The following is a 19,898-nucleotide window of genomic DNA, read 5'->3' as shown; positions in this document are numbered from 1 at the left end:
CTGCTCCGCGCCCGATCAGGTACTGCAGGGTGCCTGAACACGGTGTGATGACGGCGCTGCTTGCAGGGCAGCGCCGTTCATCGTGGAGCCATTCGGCCGGCTGAAGAGTGTTGCACCGGTCCCATTGCGCTTGGGGCCAAGTGGCGTAGGTCTCTGCGCTGGTGCGTTATGCACAATCCTGGCATTTCCCTGCCCACATCACGGGGGCCGAGATAGAGCCGGGCGACTTGTGCAGTATGTCGTTTTGTGTGATGTGAGCGTTTCGCCCCCAATGCACCATCTACGACAAGCGCCCTATTGTGCTGTGTGCATAAATTCTTATGTGCTGATGCACAAACTCTTTGTGCTCTGTGCACAGAAAAGCGACAATTCGGTCGCGCCCAACCCCGCCCCGCAGCAATTCCATGACGCCGATATGACATTGGCGCAACTAAGACAACAGACAACACAGAACGGCCTCCCGCGCATGGCACGGGGGGCCGTTTCTATTCGGAAGGATTGCGGAAGTCCGGCGGTCCGGAAGAGCGGTCGATCGAACTCAGCGCTTGGCGGCGGCCCGGCTCACCGTCGACGTGGTGGCGCCCGCCTCATAGGCGCGAGCAATCGCCTGCACCCAGCCGCGCGGGCCGACGCCCTCCGGCGGTGCGATCCAGCGACCGTCGATCAGTACGTCGCCGAAGGGGTTTCGGGCCCACTCCGCCACCCGGGCCGCGCGTTCGGTGACCGCTTCGGGCGGAATGCCCGCCGCGGGCAGCTCCATACCGCCGCCGGATTGCAGGTACAGCGCGTCCATCACCTGCGCGACCTGGTCCGATGCCTTCAACTGGGTGGCCGAACCGGTCTGATCCTTGGCGACCACCTCGGGGAAGCGCGCGATCAGCACCCGATGCAGGGTGCGAATCTGCTTCAGCAGCAGGCGCGCTCGCGCCCACAGCTCGATCACGATCCAGACCGCGCCGACCGCGATGAGCAGGCTCGCCAACTGCCACACCGGCCAGAACCAGTCGCCCGCCGCCGGTTTGGCCATCGGCTGATGCATGAGTTCGCGCCGCACCGCCAGTGCGGCCAGCACGCCGACCACCAGGGTGCCCACGCAGTAGAGCGCGATACCGCGGCCGAGCGCGGTCCAATCCAGGTTGCGCACACCGGTGATCACGATGAACAGGCATTCCAGCGCCACGATCACCCAGCCGAAGGTGATCGACCACAGCAGCGTGAGCGTCATGGCCAGCACGCCGCCCGCGTAGATGATCCAGGCGATCTGCCGCAGATTCACCCGCGACACCACCGGCCACGCGGCGGCCGCCACCACCGAGGTAGCGGTGCCGAACAGAATCCAGGCCGCGGTGGTGAGCCGATCGGAGAACCAGCTGCCGTGCACGCCATTGGGCAGCAGATGATCAACTGCCACACCGATTTCCGGGACGGAGACGGTCGCGGCCAGCGCCACCGAGGCCACCGCGATGATGATCGCCACCCGCGCCGTGGTGGCGGGTTTGACGAGCACCCGGCCGACTCTCGCACCGGCCGCCATCCAAATGAGAAGCGCTGTCAACCAGAAGGTCATCCGAGTGCCTCATCGAATCGAAGGACCGAGACGCCTGCGCCTCGGCTGTTGAACACGCGCAGGCGGGTCATGAGCATGGAGGCGAAGGTCTCCGCCTCCCATTCGCACTGCTCGTCCTCGCCGAGTTCCACGATCTTCTGATGTGCGCGCTGGCTGAGCATGTACGCGATGAGATCGTCGCTCGCCTCCAGCACCACCTCGGTGGCCGCCTCGCCGGGATGGTCGAAGACGATATGCCCCAGCTCGTGCGCGAGGGTGTGCTCGCGGCTGGGCAGCGCCTCGGCCAGCACGATCACATCCTTGTCCGGATAACTGCGGCGCTGACCGCAGACGCCCGGACCCAGTTGGGCACTGGCGATTTCGATCATGCGGCGGCGTTCGGCGGAGATGGCCAGCACCACCTCGTCCAGATTGGTGGCGTCGAAATCGGCGGCCACCGCGCACACCGCGTCCACCGCCGCCGCCACCCGGCGGTAGGACCCGATGCTATGCGCCCGGCTCTCGGTCATGCCCTCACACCCTCGGTCCGAAGAACGCGGCCCGCGCGGCATCGACCCGCGCCTGTGCCGCCGAAGCGCTCTGGAAACTCACCGCACCGGAACCCGCGCCCGCCAAACCGAGCGCGATCAGGCCGCCGATCACCGACAGCAGTTTCACCGGCGGCAGCGGCGCGTTCGCCGACGTCGGCTTCACGTCCGGATTCGGTTGCGCCAGCACGGGAGCCGGGGCCGGAGCCGGTGGGGGCGGTGGTGGTGCCGGTGCGGGCGCGGCCTCCGGTGCGGGGAGGGCGGGCGCGAGCACCGGTGCGGCGAGCTGCGGTGCGGGCACGCTCGGCGCGGACGGAATCTCCAGTGGCACAGCCGGAGCCGCCGGAGCCGGTGGCGGCGGGAGCAGCAGCAACAACAGCGGCGAGGCGCACACGGCCGCCGAGCCGACGCCCGCCGAACCCACCGCGGCGGAACCCAATGCGGCAGAACCGGCACCGGCCGAACCCGCACCGACGGCGGCCGAACCGACACCCGAACCCGCAGCGGCGGAACCGACACCCGCCGAACCGACACCCGAACCACCACCGGCCGCCGAACCCACTGCGGCGGAACCGATTCCGGCCGAACCCACCGCCGCCGAACCGGTGCAGAGCGCACCGATACCGGCGGAGCCGACGGCCGCGGAGCCCACCGCAGCCGAGCCGACCGCGGCGGAACCGGTGCCGAGCAGAGTCGCGAGCAGGCCCGCGCCAGCGGAGCCCACCGCGGCGGAACCGAGTCCGAGTGCGGAACCGGTGCCGACACCGGCGGAACCCACTGCGGCAGAACCTGTTCCAGCGGCGGCGGAACCCGAGGCGCCGAGGCCCAGAGCAGCCGACCCGGTACCGGCGGCCGCCGAACCGACCGCCGCCGAACCCGTGGCTCCGAGTCCGAGAGCAGCGGAACCCGTACCCGCACCGGCGGAGCCGACCGCCGCCGAACCGGTGCCGCCCAGCGCCGATCCGGTGCCGCCGAGCAGCACGCCCAATCCGGTGGATCCCGTACCCGCCGAGCCGACTCCGGCCGATCCGGCCCCCGCGGAGCCCACCGCGGCGGAACCGGTTCCGAGGCCGAGTATTACGGCGAGCAAATCCTGCGGTCCGGCAACGGGATTGGCCGGAACCGCGACATTCTGGGGGTCGGAGCCGCCGCCCGCGACCGGGCCATTGCCCGCCCCCGGCGCGGGCTCCAGGTCGATGCCCGGTTGCGCTCCTGCGGGCACCGGCCCGAGCAGCGCGGACCCGGCGACAGCGGCGATCACTGCCACCAAGCGCAATGCACGACCAATGATCATGCGAGAGCCATCCCCTCATCAATACTGCGCAGTCGGCTTGCTCCAGTACTGCGGAGCGGTGCACCTCTGTCCGGCTAACCCCGATTGCCGGACCTTTGCGGAACGCGGCCATCGTACAAGCCGGCACGCATCCCCGCACAACTCCCGAACCCATTAGGGGCCAGTCCAAACCGTACGCCTGCCTTTGCCCCGATGTCCCGAATATCAGCAAGCGCCCCAGCACAATTGGCTGGTAACACGGTCCTCAGGTCTGCTCTCACACCCCACCGGCACCGCCGGAAACGTACTTGTCGATGGCAGACAAGGACATTCCAGACCAACCCGACAGCAACCGTTCCGATACCGCAACCAGCGATAACGGGGCGGATGATGCCTCCCCACCCGATTGAGAGACATGTCACAGTGGCTCATTTCCGAACCCTCTGAAAACGGCCATCGCCGGTACCCCATTCGGGGCACCGGCGATGAAAGCTGGTGGAGCGGTTCGCGACTACGCGCCGTAGACCGGCTCCGGGGTGGTGGCCTTGGAGAGCAGATCGCGCACGGCGGGGCCGAGCTCGGCGGGCTCCCAGCGCGCGCCACGATCGACCGAGACGCCGTGCCGCCAGCCATCGGCGACCGTCACCTTGCCCGCCTCGACCTCGAACATGCGGCCGGTGACACCGGCGGAATCCGCGCTGCCCAGCCAAACCACCAGCGGGGAAACGTTTTCCGGGGCCATGGCGTCGAAACCGCCATCCTCGGGGGCGGCCATGGTCTCGGCGAAGACGGTCTCGGTCATGCGGGTGCGCGCGGCCGGGGCGATCGCGTTCACGGTGATGCCGTAGCGCGCGAATTCGGCGGCGGCGGTGATGGTGAGACCGGCGATGCCCGCCTTGGCAGCCGAATAGTTGCCCTGGCCGACCGAGCCGAGCAGGCCCGCACCGGAACTGGTGTTGATCACGCGGGCCTCGGGCTGACGACCGGCCTTGGACTCATTGCGCCAGTACTCCGCGGCATGCCGCATCGGGGCGAAATGACCCTTGAGGTGCACCTTGATGACGGCGTCCCACTCGTCCTCGCCCAGGTTGACCAGCATGCGGTCGCGCACGATACCGGCATTGTTGACCAGTACGTCCAGACCGCCGAAGGTTTCGATGGCGGTGGCGACCAGGCGGCGCGCGCCCTCCCAATCGGAGACGTCGTCACCGTTCACCACGGCCTCGCCGCCGAGCGCCTTGATCTCCTCGACCACCTTGGCCGCACCGGAATCCGGCTTGGGGGTGCCGTCGAGCTCCGCGCCCAGATCGTTCACCACGACCTTGGCTCCGGCGGCGGCGAACGCCAGCGCGTGCGCCCGGCCGATGCCCTGGCCCGCGCCGGTCACGATGACGACGCGGCCGTCGCAGATTTTCTCGGTCATATCGAAATACCTCGCTGAGAGTGGAAGGGGTCAGTGACCGGAGACGGCAGGGACGTCTGCGGTGGATGCGGTCAGGAAGGCGGGCTTCTCGCCGCCGCCGTGTACGAGCAGGGCGCTGCCGGTGACGTAGCCGGCCAGCGGGGAGGCCAGGAAGGCGGCGGTGCGGCCGATGTCCTCGGGGCTTGCCATGCGCTGCATGGGGACCGTGCCGCTGACCGCGGCGATACCGTCCTCGTCGCCGTAGTGCAGATGTGAGGATTCGGTATTGACCAGGCCGCAGACGACCGAGTTCATTCGCACCTTCGGGGCCCATTCCACCGCGAGTGAGGAAACCAGGCTGTCCACACCGGCTTTGGCGGCGCCGTAGGCGGCGGTGCCGGGCGACGGGCGGTGACCGGAGACGCTGGAGATCATGACGATGGAGCCGCCGGTCTCCTGCCGCTGCATCACATCATTGGCGACCTGCGAGACCAGTAGCGGCGCAAGCAGATTCAGCTGAATGATCTTGGAGTGGAAATTCGGGCTGGCATTGGCGGCCAAGGCGAACGGCGCACCGCCCGCGTTATTGACCACGGTGTCCAGCCGCCCGTATTTCGCCACGATCGCGTCGATGAGTTCGCGCACCGAATCGGGATCGCGCACATCGCAGGGCAGGAAGTCGATGCCCCGCCCATTGCTCTCGACGGGGATGTCGGCGGGCCGCCGCGCACAGGCCACCACGGTCGCGCCGGCGTCCAGGAATACCCGGCTGATGCCGGCCCCGACTCCTCGCACGCCGCCGGTGACCAAGACGACGGAGCCGGAGAGGTTCACTTCGATTGCCACCGTGCTAACCTACCAAGCACTTGCTTGTTTTGCCAACGATGGGACTTGCGATGGGGATCATCCGTCACACCGAAACCGAAGGCGTCGAGGTCGTCACTGTCGACTACGCCCCGGTCAACGCCCTGCCTTCCGACGGCTGGTTCGCACTTGCCGACGCCGTCCGCGAGGCGGGCCGCAACCCGGAAACCCGGGTCGTGGTGCTGCGCGCCGAGGGCCGCGGCTTCAACGCGGGCGTCGATATCAAGGAGATGAACGCGGACACCGGGCATACCGCCCTCATCCGCGCCAACCACGGCTGCTTCGCCGCGTTCGCCGCCATCTACGACTGTGAAGTTCCGGTCGTCACCGCGGTCAACGGCTTCTGCCTCGGCGGCGGCATCGGCCTGGTCGGCAATTCCGATGTCATCATCGCCTCCGACGACGCGACCTTCGGCCTCCCCGAGGTCGACCGCGGCGCGCTCGGTGCGGCCACCCACCTCTCGCGCCTGGTCCCCCAGCACCTGATGCGCACCATGTTCTACACCGCGGGCACGCTCACCGCGCAGCAGCTGCACCACTACGGTTCGGTGTTCAAGGTGGTGCCGCGCGCCGAACTCGACGCCGCCGCAATGGAAGTCGCCAAGAACATCGCCAATAAGGACGGCCGCGTCATTCGCGCCGCCAAGAAGGCGCTGAACGGTATCGACGTACAGGACGTGCACAAGTCCTACCGGTTCGAGCAGGGCTTCACCATGGAGCTCAACCTCGCCGGTGTCGCCGATGAGATTCGTGCCCGGTTCGATGACGACCTGGCCGCGCAGAAGAAGGGGAAGTAAAAGCCATGCGCGACAAGAGGATGAGCCTCGACGAAGTTGTCGGCGAACTCCGCAGCGGTATGACCATCGGCATCGGCGGCTGGGGTTCCCGGCGCAAGCCGCTGGCCTTCGTGCGTGCGATTCTGCGTTCGGACATAACGGATTTGACGGTCGTCACCTACGGCGGACCGGATCTGGGCCTGCTCTGCTCGGCCGGAAAGGTCCGAAAGGCGTACTACGGCTTCGTATCTCTCGACTCCGCGCCGTTCTACGATCCGTGGTTCGCCAAGGCGCGCACCGGTGGCGAGATCACCGTGCGTGAAATGGACGAGGGCATGGTCAAGTGCGGCCTGCAAGCCGCCGCCGCCCGCCTGCCGTTCCTGCCGATTCGCGCCGGACTCGGTTCGGCCGTCGTCGACTTCTGGGAGGGCGAGCTGAAGACCGTGCAGTCCCCCTACGCCGATGCCGACGGCCGCAGCGAAACCCTCATCGCCATGCCCGCTTTGAACCTGGATGCCTCTTTCGTGCACCTGGATCTGGGCGATAAGCACGGCAATGCCGCGTACACCGGCGTCGACCCGTACTTCGACGATCTGTACTCCCTCGCCGCCGAGCGCCGCTACCTGTCGGTGGACCGCCTCGTCGAGACCGATGAACTGGTGAAAGCCGTTCCGCAGCAGTCGATCATCCTCAACCGCATGATGGTCGACGGCGTGGTCGAGGCCCCGGGTGGCGCGCACTTCACCTTCTCCGGCAGCTACGGCCGCGATGAGAAGTTCCAGCGCCACTATGTCGAGGCCGCCAAGACGCCCGAATCGTGGGCGGAGTTCAAGGCGACCTACCTGGATGTGTCCGAGGACGAATACCAGGCCGCCGTCCGTGCTTTCGCCGAGGAGCAGAAGTAATGACCGACACCACCACGATCACTCGCGCGGAGATCTGCGTCGTCGCCTCCGCCGAAATCTTCCGCGGCGCGGGCGAGATCATGGCCAGCCCGATGTCCACCGTCACCACCATCGGCGCGCGGCTGGCGCGGCTCACCTTCGAACCGGATCTGCTGCTGTCCGACGGTGAGGCGCTGTTCTTCGCCGAGGTTCCGGCCATCGGCGGCAAGGCCCCGATCGAGGGCTGGATTCCGTTCTCGAAGGTTTTCGACGTCGTCGCCTCCGGCCGTCGCCACGTGGTGATGGGCGCGAACCAGATCGACCGGCACGGCAATCAGAACCTGTCGGCTTTCGGTCCGCTGCAACAGCCTTCGCGGCAGATGTTCGGTGTGCGCGGCGCGCCGGGCAACACCATCAACCACGCCACCAGCTATTTCGTGCCCAAGCACAATAGGCGGGTGTTCGTGGACGCCGTCGACATCGTCTCCGGAATCGGTTACGACAAGATCGATCCCGAGAATCCGGCCTACCGGTTCCACCACCTGCACCGCGTGGTCTCGAACCTGGGCGTCTTCGATTTCAACGGCCCGGACCACACCCTGCGCGCGCTCTCGCTGCACCCCGGCGTCACCGCCGACGAGGTCGCCGAGAACACCTCGTTCGAGATCGCGGGCCTGGCCGAGGCGGGCGAAACCCGCCTGCCCACCGAGGAAGAGCTGCGGATCATCCGAACCGTGCTGGACCCCAAGGGCTTCCGTGAGAAGGAAGTGACGGCATGACCGCTCGGTTGAAGACGCCGCTGACCGAATTGGTCGGCATCGAGCATCCGATCGTGCAGACCGGTATGGGCTGGGTCGCCGGACCGAGCCTGGTCTCGGCCACCGCGAACGCGGGCGGCCTCGGCATTCTGGCCTCGGCCACCATGACCTTCGAAGAACTCGAAGTGGCCATCGCCAAGACCAAATCGCAGACCGATAAACCGTTCGGCGTGAACATCCGCGCCGACGGCTTCGATGCCGCCGAGCGCTGCGAGCTGATGATCCGCGAGGGCGTGAAGGTCGCCTCCTTCGCGCTCGCGCCCAAGAAGGAACTCATCGCGCGGCTCAAAGACAATGGCGTGGTGGTGGTTCCGTCCATCGGCGCGGCCAAGCACGCGGTGAAGGTCGCCTCCTGGGGCGCGGACGCGGTGATCGTGCAGGGTGGCGAGGGCGGTGGCCACACCGGCTCCGTCGCGACCACGCTGCTGCTGCCGTCCGTGCTGGACGCGGTGGACATCCCGGTCATCGCCGGTGGCGGTTTCTTCGACGGCCGCGGTCTGGCCGCCGCGCTGTCCTACGGAGCCGCCGGTGTCGCCATGGGCACCCGCTTCCTGCTCACCCAGGAGAGCAGCGTGCCGGAGGCGGTCAAGCGCGAGTACCTGACCCGCGGCCTCCAGGACACCGTCGTCTCCACCAAGGTCGACGGCATGCCGCACCGCGTGCTGAACACCGAACTGGTGCAGAAGCTGGAGCACTCCGGCAAGGCCCGCGGTTTCGCCGCCGCCGCGTCGAACGCGCTCAAGTTCAAGGGCATGACCGGCATGAAGTGGTCGACCATCGTCAAGGACGGTCTGGCCATGCGCAAGCACAAGGACCTCACCTGGTCCCAGGTGATCATGGCCGCCAATACCCCCATGCTGCTCAAAGCCGGTCTGGTGGAAGGCAATACCCAGGCGGGCGTGCTGGCCTCCGGTCAGGTGGCGGGCATCATCGAGGATCTGCCCACGGTCCAGGAGCTGATCGATCGCATCGTCGCCGACGCGATCACCCGCATCGACGCCCTCTCCGCCTACCGCGTCACCGAGGCGGAAACCCCCGCCTGATCCCACTCCCCCGATCAGCGCCGCGGACTCTCACCCGCGGCGCCCCATACTGCGCGGCCCGACACGATCGGCCGCGCATCTCGCGGATCCGATCGACCTCGGATCCGTAGCGCGGTCTTCCCACCGCGCGCACGGGCCGTCCCTGGAACCTCTCGCCCAGGGGCGGCCTCGTTGCGTTCGGGCGGCGCGCGGGGAAATGGGAGTGCCGGAAGCGGGGTGGGCTGGGACCATGGGGCGATGGGGAATGTCCTGATTGTCGGTGATTTACACGGGAACACGGCGCACGCGCTGACGGTGGTGCGGGTCGCGGTGGAGCTCGAGTGCTCGCGGGTGTTCGGGGTCGGGGATTTCGGGGCCTGGGAGCATATGCCGTCGGGGCGGCGGTATTTCGATGTGGTGAACAAGGCCGCCAAGCGGGCGGGGGTGACCGTCTATTTCCTCGACGGGAATCACGACAAGTCGTCGCTGGTGCTGGAGTTGTACGGGGACAAGCGGGATGAGCAGGGGTTCCTGGAGTGCCGCAGACATGTGCGGTTCGCACCCCGGGGGCACCGATGGGTATGGGAGGACACCGTTTTCGCGGCGTTCGGCGGGGCCCGGTCCACCGATAAGGGGTGGCGGCTGGCCCGGGAGGGGCGCAAGGAGGAACAGGCGGCCAAACGACGGGCCTACGGGTCGAGCCGGCGGCCGCTCACGGCCGGATCGCTGTGGTTCCCGGAGGAGGAGATGACCGATGACGAATTGGAAGTGCTTCTCGCCGAACATGATTCACCGGTCGACGTACTGCTGACGCACGATAAGCCGCGAGCGACGCAGCCGAAGTTCAATCGCAAGAACAAGCCGGAGTGCTTTCCCAATCAGGACCGGATTCAGCAGGTGGTGGAGCGGTTGCGGCCCGCCGTGCACTATCACGGGCATCTGCACTACCGGTACACCGAGATCATTCCGGCCGGGTCCGGACAGCTGACCCGGGTCGAGGGGCTGGCCGCCGATCCGGAAGCGTCGCACCATCCCGCCTACACCCCGGACGATTCCTGGAGTGTGCTGCGGCTGCCGCAGGCTGCCGCCGGACTGCTGCCCGAGTCCGCCGCCGGTTGATCCGGTCCCCGAATACACCTGATGACGGCGGGTATCGCCGAAGTTGGAGATCGTTAACCTTGCATACATAGCGATGCGTGCATATGATCGCCTGCGGTCAGGATGAAGGGAGATCGACATGGGTGCAGGGCACGACCACGGGCACGGCCATTCCCATGGCGCCGGGCATACACACGGAGCCACCGCGGACAGTGACAAACGCTGGCTCGCGGGCGCGCTCGCGCTGATCGTCGCCTATATGGCCGGTGAGGTCGTGGTCGGCGTGATCTCCGGATCGCTGGCCCTGCTCTCGGACGCGGCGCATATGCTCACCGATGCCGCGGCGATCGTGCTGGCGCTCTGGGCTATTCAACTCGCCGCCCGGCCCGCCGCCGGGCGCATGACCTTCGGCTGGAAACGGGTCGAGATCCTGTCCGCCATGGCCAATGGCGCGACGCTGCTGGTGCTGGCGGCCTGGCTCACCTTCGAGGCGATCCGGCGACTGCTCGATCCGCCCGAGGTCACCGGCGGGCTGGTGCTGGTCACCGCGCTCATCGGTGTGGTGGTGAATCTGATCGCGACGGTCATGATCAGCCGCGCCAATCGGACCAGCCTCAATGTGGAGGGCGCGTTCCAGCACCTGCTCACCGATCTCTACGGGTTCATCGCCACCGCCATCGCGGGCGCGATCATCATGTTCACCGGCTGGGTGCAGGCCGACGTGATCGCCACCCTGATCGTGGTCGTGCTCATGGTGAAGGCCGGTATCAGCCTGGTCCGCGCCTCCAGCCGCATCTTCCTCGAGGCGGCCCCGGAGAACCTGGACCCCACCGTGATCGGCGCGGCCATGGCCGGCCGCGATCACGTGGTCGAGGTGCACGATCTGCACATCTGGGAGATCACCTCCGGCTCCCCCGCGCTCTCCGCGCACGTCCTGGTCGAACCCGGCTACGACTGCCACTCCGTCCGAGAGGACCTCGCCCACTTCCTCTCCCACGAGCACCACATCGACCACGCCACCCTCCAGGTCGACCACGCCCAATCGGACCTGCTCACCCTGGGCCGCGACACCGAATCCCACTGCGAACAGTCACACGGCGAAACCCACAAGACCCTGCGCTGAGCGATCCCGGGCACCGGGGTGATGTGATTTCCGGGCAAGCGGATACTGGCGGGCGTGCTTGGTATCGATACGCCGCTGACCGTGAGTTCGCTGCTGACGTCGTGGCGGTGGGATACCTCGACCGTGGTCGTTACCGCGGTCATCGGGGCCGGGTATCTGCTGGCCTGGACGGCGGCGCGGCGGAAGGGCGTAGAGCTTCCGGTTCGCGGGCGGGCCATCTGTTTCGGTGTCGTCGGGCTCGCGCTGTGGCTTTATACCGGGGTCGGGGCGCTCGGGGTGTACTCGGACACCCTGTTCTGGGTTCGGGCGTTGCAGACGCTGCTGCTGCTCTATCTGGTGTCGTTCGGGTTGGCGGCGGGGACGCCGTTGACGGTGCTGCGCGGTGCGCTCGGAGATGCCGGGCGGGCGCGGATGGATCGAATCCTGAACAGCCGCTTGGTGACCGGGCTGACGTTCCCACTGGTCCCGTCCGCCGCGATGCTGCTGACGCCGTGGCTGCTGTATTTCTCGCCCTGGTACGAAGCGGTGCTGCGCAATGGCGTGATCGACGCGGTGACGCGAATTGCCCTGGTGGGCATCGGATTCCTGTATTTCTACTCGCGCCTGCAGGCGGATCCGGTGCCGCGCCGGTACTCGCAGGCGGTATCGCTGCTGATCACGGTGGTCGAATCGCTGGCGGACGGCATTCTCGGCATCGTGGTGTGGCTGGGACCGATTCTGGCGGCCGGGTATTACGCGGAGGTCGGCCGCACCTGGGGGCCGAGCCAGCGCATGGATCAGACCGCGGGCGCGGGCATTCTGTGGCTGCTCGGCGATGTGCTCGGAATTCCATTCGCGCTCATGCTCATGCGCGCCTGGTCCGATGACGAGAAGCGCAAGGCCGCGCAGGTCGACGCCGAACTCGATGCGGTCGCCGCACAGGCCGAAGCACCCGCGAACCGCACCGATGCGCCCGCGCACACCGCGGACGCGCCGCCGAGCACCGGCCTGTGGTGGGAGAACGATCCGCAATTGAGTCAGCGGTTCCGCCGACGCTGAACGCGCAACCCCGTTCTGTGCCATCGTTGTTCGGGTGTTCGGCACGCGGGTGACAAGAATTCGATGGCGTCCCGAGGCAGGCCGGTTGGTCACCGTGATGGCCGTCTGCTTCGGCGTGACCGTGGTGATCACGCGCCTGTATCTGATGGCGGCGGGCTATCCGAAGATCGGCGGCAGCACCTATCACATCGCGCACGCGCTGTTCGGCGGGTTGCTGCTGGTGATCGCCTGTCTGATGCTGCTGCTCACCTCCTCGCGATCATCCCTGACCACCGCGGCGGCGCTGGCGGGCGTCGGGCTGGGCCTGTTCATCGACGAGGTCGGCAAGTTCATCACCGCCGATAACAATTACTTCTTCCCACTCGCCGCCCCGATCATCTACCTGGCCTTTCTGCTGATCACCGCGGTCGCCCTGTTTGCTGCACGGCACCGCCATCGCCCGCCGCTGCTGGTGCTCGGTGAGGTGACGGTCGCGATCGGCCAACTGACCGGCGACCGCATGAGCGCCGATGAGCGCACCACCCTGCTCACCGAGCTGAAGTCGGTGGACCGCACCGGTTTCAGTCCCGATCTGTGCAAGCTCACGGACGCGCTGACCAGCTATCTGAACACCGCGCATCCGGACACCCGGCCCGAACCGCAGATTCGCCGGGAGGCCAGGCTGGAATGGCTGGAACGCCATCTGCTTCCGCTGCCGCTGCTCCGCATTGTCTTGATCATCGTGCTGCTGGGCCACGCGGTATGGACGCTGGTGCACCTGGTGCTCGCGGTCATCATCATCTCCGGCCGCCATATGCCGTGGACCGAACTCGATCATCTGCTGGACGTTTCGCAGCATCGCGGCTGGAAGTCGCTGTCCGGCCTGGGTATTGCCGCCGTCGCCGAAATACTGGTCGGTGTCGGCTGCGCGGTGGGCGCGGTGCTGTGGCTGCGCGGACGCGAGGAACTCGGTGTGCGCCTGGGCATCTGGTCCAGTGTCATCTCGCTGACCGTGGTCAATGTGATGGCCAGTTATTTCAGTCAATTCCTGACCGTTTTCACCGCGCTGGCGGAGGCGCTGCTGCTCTGGTTGCTCATCCGCTACCGCACCCGCGCCGGAGTCGGCGCGGTCGCCGACCGGAACGACCTTCTCGCTGCGCGCACCTGACCGACCGCGTTACTGTTGGGCGTGAACAGGTTTCGGCAGAGTTCGCATGCGGCCGGCTCGCCCGGGCGCGCCTTCCGAGGCGCGGAAGCGGCGCTCTGCGCCGGTGCGGTGGCCATTACCGCACTCGCGGCACTGATCCTGTCGGCGTCGGCCGGAAGCGGCGCGACCACCATCAGCACGCTCGGCATATTCGCCGGGCTCACCCTCGCCGCGCATCTGGCGGTGCGCCGGTGGGCGCCCAGCGCGGATCCGGTGCTGCTGCCGTGCGTGGTGCTGCTGAACGGGCTGGGGCTGGTGCTCATCGACCGGCTCGATCATGAGAATCCGCTGGAGAACGGTGCGCAATCCAGCGATGCCGCGCACCAATTGATCTGGACCGGAATCGGAATCGTGCTCTTCGCCGGAGTGCTGCTGGTGGTGCGCGATCACACCCGGCCCGCCGAATACGGTTACACCTGCGGGCTGGCGGGCCTGGGCGCACTGCTCATCCCGGCGCTGCTGCCCGCGCAGTACAGCGAGGTCAACGGCGGTAAGAGCTGGATTCTGCTGCACGGCTTCTCGATTCAGCCCGGCGAGTTCGCGAAGGTACTGCTGCTGATCTTCGTGGCCTCGTTCCTGGTGGCGAATCGGGAGCTGTTCACCACGGCGGGACATCAATTCCTGGGCATGACCTTCCCGCGCCTGCGCGATCTGGGCCCGCTGCTGCTGGTGACGGCCATGTCGCTGCTGGTGCTCATGTACGAGAAGAATCTCGGGTTCTCGCTGCTGGTGTTCGGGACCGTGCTGGCGATGATCTATATCGCCACCGATCGGGTGTCGTGGCTGGTCATCGGGTTCAGCATGTTCGCGGTGGGCGCGACCATCGCGTATATGGCGTTCCCGCACGTGCGGGTGCGCGTGGAGGTGTGGCAGGACCCGTTCGCCACGTATTACACCTCCGGATACCAGATTTCGCAGGCGCTGTTCGGCATGGCGACCGGCGGGCTGCTCGGCACCGGAATCGGCGCGGGGCGGCCGCAGGAGGTGCCGTTCGCCAAGACCGACTTCATCATCTCGACCATCGGCGAGGAACTCGGGCTGATCGGATTGGCCGCGGTGATCTCGGTTTTCGCGATTCTGACCGTGCGCGGTTTCGTAGCCGCGCTGGCCACCCGGGACGCGTTCGGCAAACTGCTCGGCGGCGGACTGGCGTTCTCCATCGGCTGGCAGCTGTTCGTGGTGGTGGGCGGGGTGACCAAGTTGATTCCGCTGACCGGTCTGACCACGCCGTTCATGTCGTACGGCGGTTCGTCGCTGCTGGCGAACTACATCATCGTGGCGCTGCTGATCCGGATCTCGCACGATGCGCGCACGGCTCCCCCGCCGCCCGCGCCCCGGCCGCCGGTGGCGATCGCCGAGGCGCAGACCCAGCACGTCTCGCGGCGGTGGCTGGGTAAGGCGCAGTGAGCTATTTGCCGGAGGGTTCGTCGTAGGACGAGGTGCCCTCGTCGAGTAGCGGCTCCTGTTTGTAATGCGCGGGAGCGAGCAGGCGCAGCACGTGATACCCGGTGATCACCACGAGCGTGCCCAGCGCGATACCGCTGAGCGTGAAGGTGTCGGTGAATTTCATGCTCACATTGCCGATGCCGATGATCAGACCGGCGGCCGCGGGCACCAGATTGAGTGGATTGCGAAGGTCCACACCGGCATTGGTCCAGATCTGCGCGCCCAGCAGGCCGATCATGCCGTACAGGATGACGGTGATACCGCCGAGCACACCGCCCGGAATGGCCGCGACCACCGCACCGAATTTCGGGCACAGTCCGAACAGCAGCGCGAAACCGGCTGCGGCCCAATAGGCCGCGGTCGAATAGACGCGGGTGGCGGCCATGACGCCGATATTCTCCGAATAGGTGGTGTTGGGCGGACCGCCCACCGCGGTGGACAGCATCGAGGCCGCGCCGTCGGCGGCGATGGCGGTGCCCAGCTTGCCGTCCAGATTGTCGCCGGTCATCTCGCCGACGGCCTTCACATGTCCGGCGTTCTCGGCGACCAGCGCGATCACCACGGGTAGCGCGACCAGGACCGCCGACCATTCGAACGAGGGCGCGTGCAACTGCGGCAGGCCGATCCAATCCGCGTGCGCGACACCGGACAGGTCCAGCCGCCAGTGATCGGTGACCGCGCCGGTGCCGTCGGCGGAGTGGATCTTGCCGAATATCCGGTCCAGCAGCCAGGAGAAGACGTATCCGAACACCAGGCCCAGGAAAATCGCGATGCGCGAGAAGAATCCGCGCAGTGCGACGACCGCCAGCCCGGTGAACAGCATGACCAGCAAGGCCGTCCACTGATCCTGCGGCCAATAGGTGGACGCGGTCACCGGTGCGAGATTGAAACCGATGAGCATGACCACGGCTCCGGTCACCACCGGCGGCATGGCCGCGTGAATGATGCGCGCCCCGAACCGCTGCACCGCCAGGCCGATGAGAAACAGCACCGCACCGACCGCGAGGCAGGCTCCGGTAACCGTCGCGCTATCGCCGCCCTGTGCCCGAATGACCGCCGCGACACCCACGAATGACAGCGAGCACCCGAGATAACTCGGCACCCGGCCCTTGGTCGCGAGCAGGAAGATGGCCGTGGCCACCCCGGACATCATGATCGCGAGATTCGGGTCCAGGCCCATCAGGATCGGGGCCACGAAACTGGCCCCGAACATGGCCACCACATGCTGTGCGCCCAGCCCCAATGTCCGAGGCCAGGACAAACGCTCATCGGGCCGGACCACCGCACCCGGCGCGGGCGTGCGCCCATCCCCGTGCACGCGCCAGCGGACACCCAAATCCATGAACAGCCCGCTTTCTACCGAGGCCGGAAACCAATTCGGGCAAATAGTAATCCGAGCAAACCCCCAGCTGACACCACACGCGCCCGCGCGGCCTACCTCAGCCCGTACCGCCGCGCCACCGCCCGAGGCAGGGCATAGGGATTGGCATCCGGCCGCTCATCCACCGGACGACCGCCACCGGCCGCGGTGTCGTCCTGCCTGCGCGCCGAGTCGAGGTCGGAGCCGCCCTTGCGCGCGAGGGTGCCGGCCTCCGCCGCACCCGGATCGGACCACCCCCACGCACTGCCGCGGTTCCCTTGCCCGTCAGCGCCTTTCAGTGCGCCGGGCGGCAGGTACCCGACGGCTCCGGGACTCACTCCCGCCGACTCGGCACAACCGGCAGCGACGGGCGGCTCGGCCTGAAGGATTCGGCGCAGCAGGGCGGCTACGGCCGGATCGTGGATCAGTTCGCCACGCTGTTCGGCCGCCTGCGCCAACGCTTTCCGGTGCGCTAGTTCGTGAGTGGTCGAAATGGCTTGGGCCAGGGCTTGATCGGCTAGGTGCAGGGTGGTGATGCGGCCGTCGGCGGTGACCTCGATGCGCACGTCCGGTGTGGATGCGGTGGCGCGGATTAGTTCGACGGACTGTTGTACGCGCCGGGCCTTGCGCGCTATCTCCTCGAAGCGGCCCTCCCCTGACCTGGACATGATCACCACGGTAGGCCGGGAAAGGGCGGTGCGCATCGGCTCGGCGAGCTTCGCACCCCAACACGCCGTAGGGTTTTTCGGATGCGAATCAGCGTGGCATTGAGTGGGGAGCGGCTGGACTCGCGGCTGGCGGGGAAGTTCGCCGGGGTGGGTTTGGTGCGCGGGGAGTATGTGTTCCGGCGGGCGGGTCGGTATCCGGGGACGGAATCGGTGCGCGAGCTGTTGACGCCGTATCTGCACGAGGTGGTGGATCAGGCTGCGGGGCAACCGGTTTGGTATCGGTTCACCGAGGTCACCACCATCGAGGCGAATGTGCTCGCGGGGGTGGAGGAGGTCGTCGACGATGAGACCTTCCCGCTGCTCGGCATGCGCGGCATCCGGCGGGCGCGGCGGTTTCCGGAGCACTTCCGCGCGGAGATCACCGGGGTGGCCGCGGCGGACGACGGTCTCGGGGTGCTGCTGCCCTTCGTGACCGATCCCGAAGAGGTCGAGTGGGCGGTGGCGGAGATCCGCGAACGCGCGGCCGGATTGCGCATCGGCTCCATGATCGAAACCCCTTCGGCGCTTTTGCAATTGGATCGCCTCATCGACGCGGGCGTACAGCACGCGCTGATCGGGGTGAACGATCTGTCCTCGCTCGTCGACGCCCGGCTGCGCGCCCGGGGTGTGGCACCCACCGGCGGCGTGATGTCCGCGATCACATTGGCACGCAAGGTAACCGAGCGGCGCGGCGTGGAACTGTCGGTCGCCGGATACCTTTCGGCCGAGCTGATCGACGCCTGCCGCACGGCCGGTGTCGACGAATGCGTGGTGCACTATCACGATCTGCCGCGCCTGTTCGGCGCGGAATGGGCCGACCTGCCCGAGCTCGAATTGCTCACGGAGATAAAGGCGAAGACGCAGGGCGATATCGCCGAGCGGCGGCGCACCGTCACGGCATGACGCGAATGCGCTGCATCATGTCGTGATCGGCGTGGTCGAGATTGTGGCAGTGCCAGACGTAGCCGCGAATCTCGCCCGCGCCCGAAACATGGTCCATACCGGCCATTTCCGCGGGCGCGATGGCCTCGGCCCCGGGCGGGACGGTCAGTGCGACGTCCGGGTCGAAGCCCAGCTCATCGACCGCGGGCCAGTGCACCAGCACCCGGGTAATGGTGTCGGTGGGGCATTCGACGGTGTCCTTCCAGCCGAATTCCCAAGGCGGCGGGCCCTGTTGCGGTCCGATGGCGTACTCGTCGGCCGACGGCGCCCATCGGATGCCGAACGCGGGCGGCAGATTGGCGAACCAGTAGGCCGAGGTCAGGATGGGCTGGCGGCCGATCACCCGCATTCGCGCCAGATGCAGGTGAATGGGGTGGTCGAACGGAGTCGTATTGACGATGTCCCACTGCTCGACCGCACCCGCCGCCGCCATATCGACATCGTCGCTCAGGAACGCGAGATTGTTGAGCGACATCAGGGTCGGGAACACCGCCGCCGCCCGCGAATCGTCATTGAGCCCGATGAGCGTCACCGTGCGCACCGATTCCGGCGGCCCGAGCGGCGGCAGCGCGTCGGGCAGTCCGGCGCCACCGCGCAGCCGCGCCGGAATCGCGGCGGCCGGTCCGTCCCCCGCCACCGTGAACCGTATGATCGGCCGCAGCTCCGGCACCATGAAAACGGTGTTGCCCAAATCATTTCGGGCGGTATTGATCAGATCGACGGTCGTCCCGTCACCGAAGGCGCTGAAGTCGACCAGCAGATCCACCCGCTCCCCCGGGCTCACCCGAATGGACGGTGTGGGCACGGGCGCGTCCAGCAGTCCCAGATCGGTCCCGATGGCCCAGCACGGCATGCCGTTGGAGAACTCGAAAATGTATGGGCGCGAATTGGATCCGTTCAACAGCCGGAACCGGTACAGCGTCCGCCGCACCTGGAGCCGGGGCCAGGCCATACCGTTCACGCAGGCCACATCCCCGACCTGCCCGGACTGATTGAACCCCTGCGGAATATAGGTGCCGACCATGGGTTGCAGACTGCCGTCGGCATTGAAGGTCCGGTCCTGCACGATCAGCGGTAGCTCGAACTCGCCGCTGGGCAACCCGAGCGGGTTGTCCGCGCGACCGGTATCGAATTCGTCCCGCAGGTAATACATTCCGGCCAGTCCGGCCTGAATGTTCAACCGCGTGATGCCCATCGCGTGGTCGTGGTACCAGAGTGTCGCGGCCTCTTGCCGATTGGCGTAGCTGAATGTGGGTCCGCCCCCATTGCGCCAGGCGATGAGCGGATGCCCGTCGTCATCTGGCGCGTTCGCCCCGCCGTGCAGGTGCACGGTGAACCGCGGATCGGTGCGATCCAGTTCGGTCACCCCGTGCATGGTCAAATCGACGTGCGGGGCGAGCACATGGGTGCCGAGTTCATTGCGGAACGCGATGCGCGCCACCCGATCCCGTCGCGCCTCCAGATTCGGTCCGAGCACCGGCCGACCGAAACCCCAACTGCGCGTTTCCGGTAGATCCCGGTGATAACGGTGCACACCGGAAACAGCCGCCAATTCCCCTGCGGCCGCGCGCGTCTCGGGTATGGGCAGCTCGTCCACGAACGGCTGCAATGCGGGCGAGTGATAGTTGAGCGGTGTGACGACCGGTGCGGGCAGCGGTGGAATCGGGACGGGCGGCGGTGGCAGCGGCGACGGAGCGGCCGCCGCCTTCGCCATCAGGCCGAAGCCCACCGCACCGAGAGTCCCGAGTAGGAACCCCCGTCTCGGCAGGTTCTCGTTCATATCCTCGTCGATCCGCCCGGCCCGGCGGGTGCGCCGGGCTCGTTTTCGACTATCCCGATTCTTCGGCGTGAATCCTCGAGATTGC

General features: G+C 67.3%; 18 protein-coding genes. 10 read left to right on the top strand and 8 right to left on the bottom strand.

What is annotated here, in order from left to right; all coding sequences use genetic code 11:
• Positions 1-538: 538 nt before the first annotated feature.
• From ACFC4D_RS05850 to ACFC4D_RS05830, 5 genes are all read right to left on the bottom strand, one after another.
• On the bottom strand, positions 539-1,567 hold the full coding sequence (locus ACFC4D_RS05850; RefSeq protein WP_375962527.1) for a hypothetical protein: 1,029 nt from the start codon (positions 1,565-1,567) through the stop codon (positions 539-541).
• Positions 1,564-2,076: an ImmA/IrrE family metallo-endopeptidase gene (locus ACFC4D_RS05845; RefSeq protein ID WP_364637834.1), complete on the bottom strand. Its 513-nt coding sequence runs from the start codon at positions 2,074-2,076 to the stop codon at positions 1,564-1,566. Before ACFC4D_RS05845 ends, ACFC4D_RS05850 begins: the two co-directional genes overlap by 4 nt.
• A 4-nt stretch (positions 2,077-2,080) precedes the next feature.
• A complete protein-coding gene (locus ACFC4D_RS05840) occupies positions 2,081-3,388 on the bottom strand; it encodes a hypothetical protein (protein ID WP_376061967.1) in 1,308 nt (435 codons plus the stop codon).
• A 490-nt stretch (positions 3,389-3,878) separates the two neighbouring features.
• Positions 3,879-4,790 carry an SDR family oxidoreductase gene (locus ACFC4D_RS05835; protein WP_376061966.1) on the bottom strand — a complete coding sequence of 304 codons (912 nt, stop codon included), beginning with the start codon at positions 4,788-4,790 and terminating at the stop codon, positions 3,879-3,881.
• Between the two features lie 30 nt (positions 4,791-4,820).
• On the bottom strand, positions 4,821-5,609 hold the full coding sequence (locus ACFC4D_RS05830; RefSeq protein ID WP_376062247.1) for an SDR family oxidoreductase: 789 nt from the start codon (positions 5,607-5,609) through the stop codon (positions 4,821-4,823).
• A 56-nt stretch (positions 5,610-5,665) separates the two neighbouring features.
• Between ACFC4D_RS05830 and ACFC4D_RS05825 the strand changes: the two genes are divergently transcribed.
• The 9 genes from ACFC4D_RS05825 (at position 5,666) to ACFC4D_RS05785 (ending at position 14,985) form a co-directional block, all read left to right on the top strand.
• Positions 5,666-6,430, top strand: coding sequence for an enoyl-CoA hydratase family protein (locus ACFC4D_RS05825; protein WP_375962522.1), 765 nt, complete (start codon positions 5,666-5,668; stop codon positions 6,428-6,430).
• Positions 6,431-6,435: 5 nt separating this feature from the next.
• On the top strand, positions 6,436-7,314 hold the full coding sequence (locus ACFC4D_RS05820; protein WP_364637826.1) for a CoA-transferase: 879 nt from the start codon (positions 6,436-6,438) through the stop codon (positions 7,312-7,314).
• Entirely contained in the window at positions 7,314-8,072 is a 759-nt protein-coding gene (locus tag ACFC4D_RS05815; protein ID WP_375962519.1) for a CoA-transferase subunit beta, read from the top strand. Before ACFC4D_RS05820 ends, ACFC4D_RS05815 begins: the two co-directional genes overlap by 1 nt.
• A complete protein-coding gene (locus ACFC4D_RS05810; RefSeq protein WP_364637822.1) occupies positions 8,069-9,154 on the top strand; it encodes a nitronate monooxygenase in 1,086 nt (361 codons plus the stop codon). Before ACFC4D_RS05815 ends, ACFC4D_RS05810 begins: the two co-directional genes overlap by 4 nt.
• Before the next feature lie 237 nt (positions 9,155-9,391).
• On the top strand, positions 9,392-10,252 hold the full coding sequence (locus ACFC4D_RS05805; protein WP_376061965.1) for a metallophosphoesterase: 861 nt from the start codon (positions 9,392-9,394) through the stop codon (positions 10,250-10,252).
• Between the two features lie 118 nt (positions 10,253-10,370).
• On the top strand, positions 10,371-11,354 hold the full coding sequence (locus ACFC4D_RS05800) for a cation diffusion facilitator family transporter (protein WP_376061964.1): 984 nt from the start codon (positions 10,371-10,373) through the stop codon (positions 11,352-11,354).
• Positions 11,355-11,408: 54 nt separating this feature from the next.
• On the top strand, positions 11,409-12,392 hold the full coding sequence (locus ACFC4D_RS05795) for a cytochrome c oxidase assembly protein (RefSeq protein ID WP_376061963.1): 984 nt from the start codon (positions 11,409-11,411) through the stop codon (positions 12,390-12,392).
• Between the two features lie 49 nt (positions 12,393-12,441).
• Entirely contained in the window at positions 12,442-13,539 is a 1,098-nt protein-coding gene (locus ACFC4D_RS05790) for a hypothetical protein (protein ID WP_376061962.1), read from the top strand.
• Between the two features lie 15 nt (positions 13,540-13,554).
• A complete protein-coding gene (locus ACFC4D_RS05785) occupies positions 13,555-14,985 on the top strand; it encodes an FtsW/RodA/SpoVE family cell cycle protein (protein WP_375962506.1) in 1,431 nt (476 codons plus the stop codon).
• 1 nt (position 14,986) lies between these two features.
• Here ACFC4D_RS05785 and ACFC4D_RS05780 read toward each other — a convergent pair whose 3' ends face one another.
• Both ACFC4D_RS05780 and ACFC4D_RS05775 read right to left on the bottom strand, forming a co-directional pair.
• Positions 14,987-16,366, bottom strand: a complete 1,380-nt coding sequence (locus ACFC4D_RS05780; RefSeq protein ID WP_376061961.1) for a uracil-xanthine permease family protein — start codon at positions 16,364-16,366, stop codon at positions 14,987-14,989.
• Positions 16,367-16,458: 92 nt separating this feature from the next.
• On the bottom strand, positions 16,459-17,052 hold the full coding sequence (locus ACFC4D_RS05775) for a YbaB/EbfC family nucleoid-associated protein (protein ID WP_376061960.1): 594 nt from the start codon (positions 17,050-17,052) through the stop codon (positions 16,459-16,461).
• An 81-nt stretch (positions 17,053-17,133) separates the two neighbouring features.
• On the opposite strand from ACFC4D_RS05775, the gene ACFC4D_RS05770 reads away from it, so the two are divergent.
• Positions 17,134-17,994 (top strand): putative PEP-binding protein, encoded by an 861-nt coding sequence (locus tag ACFC4D_RS05770; protein ID WP_376061959.1) that lies wholly within the window; start codon positions 17,134-17,136, stop codon positions 17,992-17,994.
• Here ACFC4D_RS05770 and ACFC4D_RS05765 read toward each other — a convergent pair.
• A complete protein-coding gene (locus ACFC4D_RS05765) occupies positions 17,984-19,813 on the bottom strand; it encodes a multicopper oxidase family protein (protein WP_376061958.1) in 1,830 nt (609 codons plus the stop codon). The genes ACFC4D_RS05770 and ACFC4D_RS05765 overlap by 11 nt on opposite strands.
• Positions 19,814-19,898 lie beyond the last annotated feature (85 nt).

The organism is Nocardia sp. NPDC056000, assembly GCF_042269265.1.
GTDB lineage: Bacteria > Actinomycetota > Actinomycetes > Mycobacteriales > Mycobacteriaceae > Nocardia.
The sequence above is the reverse complement of the archived record's forward strand: the minus strand, read 5'-3'. Positions and strand labels throughout refer to the sequence as shown.

What these genes read in the sequence shown, in the direction of transcription:
- ACFC4D_RS05850 (WP_375962527.1), bottom strand. Translation starts at nt 1,567, where the DNA reads ATGACCTTCTGGTTGACAGCGCTTCTCATTTGGATGGCGGCCGGTGCG.
- ACFC4D_RS05845 (WP_364637834.1), bottom strand. Translation starts at nt 2,076, where the DNA reads ATGACCGAGAGCCGGGCGCATAGCATCGGGTCCTACCGCCGGGTGGCG.
- ACFC4D_RS05840 (WP_376061967.1), bottom strand. Translation starts at nt 3,388, where the DNA reads ATGATCATTGGTCGTGCATTGCGCTTGGTGGCAGTGATCGCCGCTGTC.
- ACFC4D_RS05835 (WP_376061966.1), bottom strand. Translation starts at nt 4,790, where the DNA reads ATGACCGAGAAAATCTGCGACGGCCGCGTCGTCATCGTGACCGGCGCG.
- ACFC4D_RS05825 (WP_375962522.1), top strand. Translation starts at nt 5,666, where the DNA reads ATGGGGATCATCCGTCACACCGAAACCGAAGGCGTCGAGGTCGTCACT.
- ACFC4D_RS05820 (WP_364637826.1), top strand. Translation starts at nt 6,436, where the DNA reads ATGCGCGACAAGAGGATGAGCCTCGACGAAGTTGTCGGCGAACTCCGC.
- ACFC4D_RS05815 (WP_375962519.1), top strand. Translation starts at nt 7,314, where the DNA reads ATGACCGACACCACCACGATCACTCGCGCGGAGATCTGCGTCGTCGCC.
- ACFC4D_RS05810 (WP_364637822.1), top strand. Translation starts at nt 8,069, where the DNA reads ATGACCGCTCGGTTGAAGACGCCGCTGACCGAATTGGTCGGCATCGAG.
- ACFC4D_RS05805 (WP_376061965.1), top strand. Translation starts at nt 9,392, where the DNA reads ATGGGGAATGTCCTGATTGTCGGTGATTTACACGGGAACACGGCGCAC.
- ACFC4D_RS05800 (WP_376061964.1), top strand. Translation starts at nt 10,371, where the DNA reads ATGGGTGCAGGGCACGACCACGGGCACGGCCATTCCCATGGCGCCGGG.
- ACFC4D_RS05780 (WP_376061961.1), bottom strand. Translation starts at nt 16,366, where the DNA reads ATGGATTTGGGTGTCCGCTGGCGCGTGCACGGGGATGGGCGCACGCCC.
- ACFC4D_RS05775 (WP_376061960.1), bottom strand. Translation starts at nt 17,052, where the DNA reads ATGTCCAGGTCAGGGGAGGGCCGCTTCGAGGAGATAGCGCGCAAGGCC.
- ACFC4D_RS05770 (WP_376061959.1), top strand. Translation starts at nt 17,134, where the DNA reads ATGCGAATCAGCGTGGCATTGAGTGGGGAGCGGCTGGACTCGCGGCTG.
- ACFC4D_RS05765 (WP_376061958.1), bottom strand. Translation starts at nt 19,813, where the DNA reads ATGAACGAGAACCTGCCGAGACGGGGGTTCCTACTCGGGACTCTCGGT.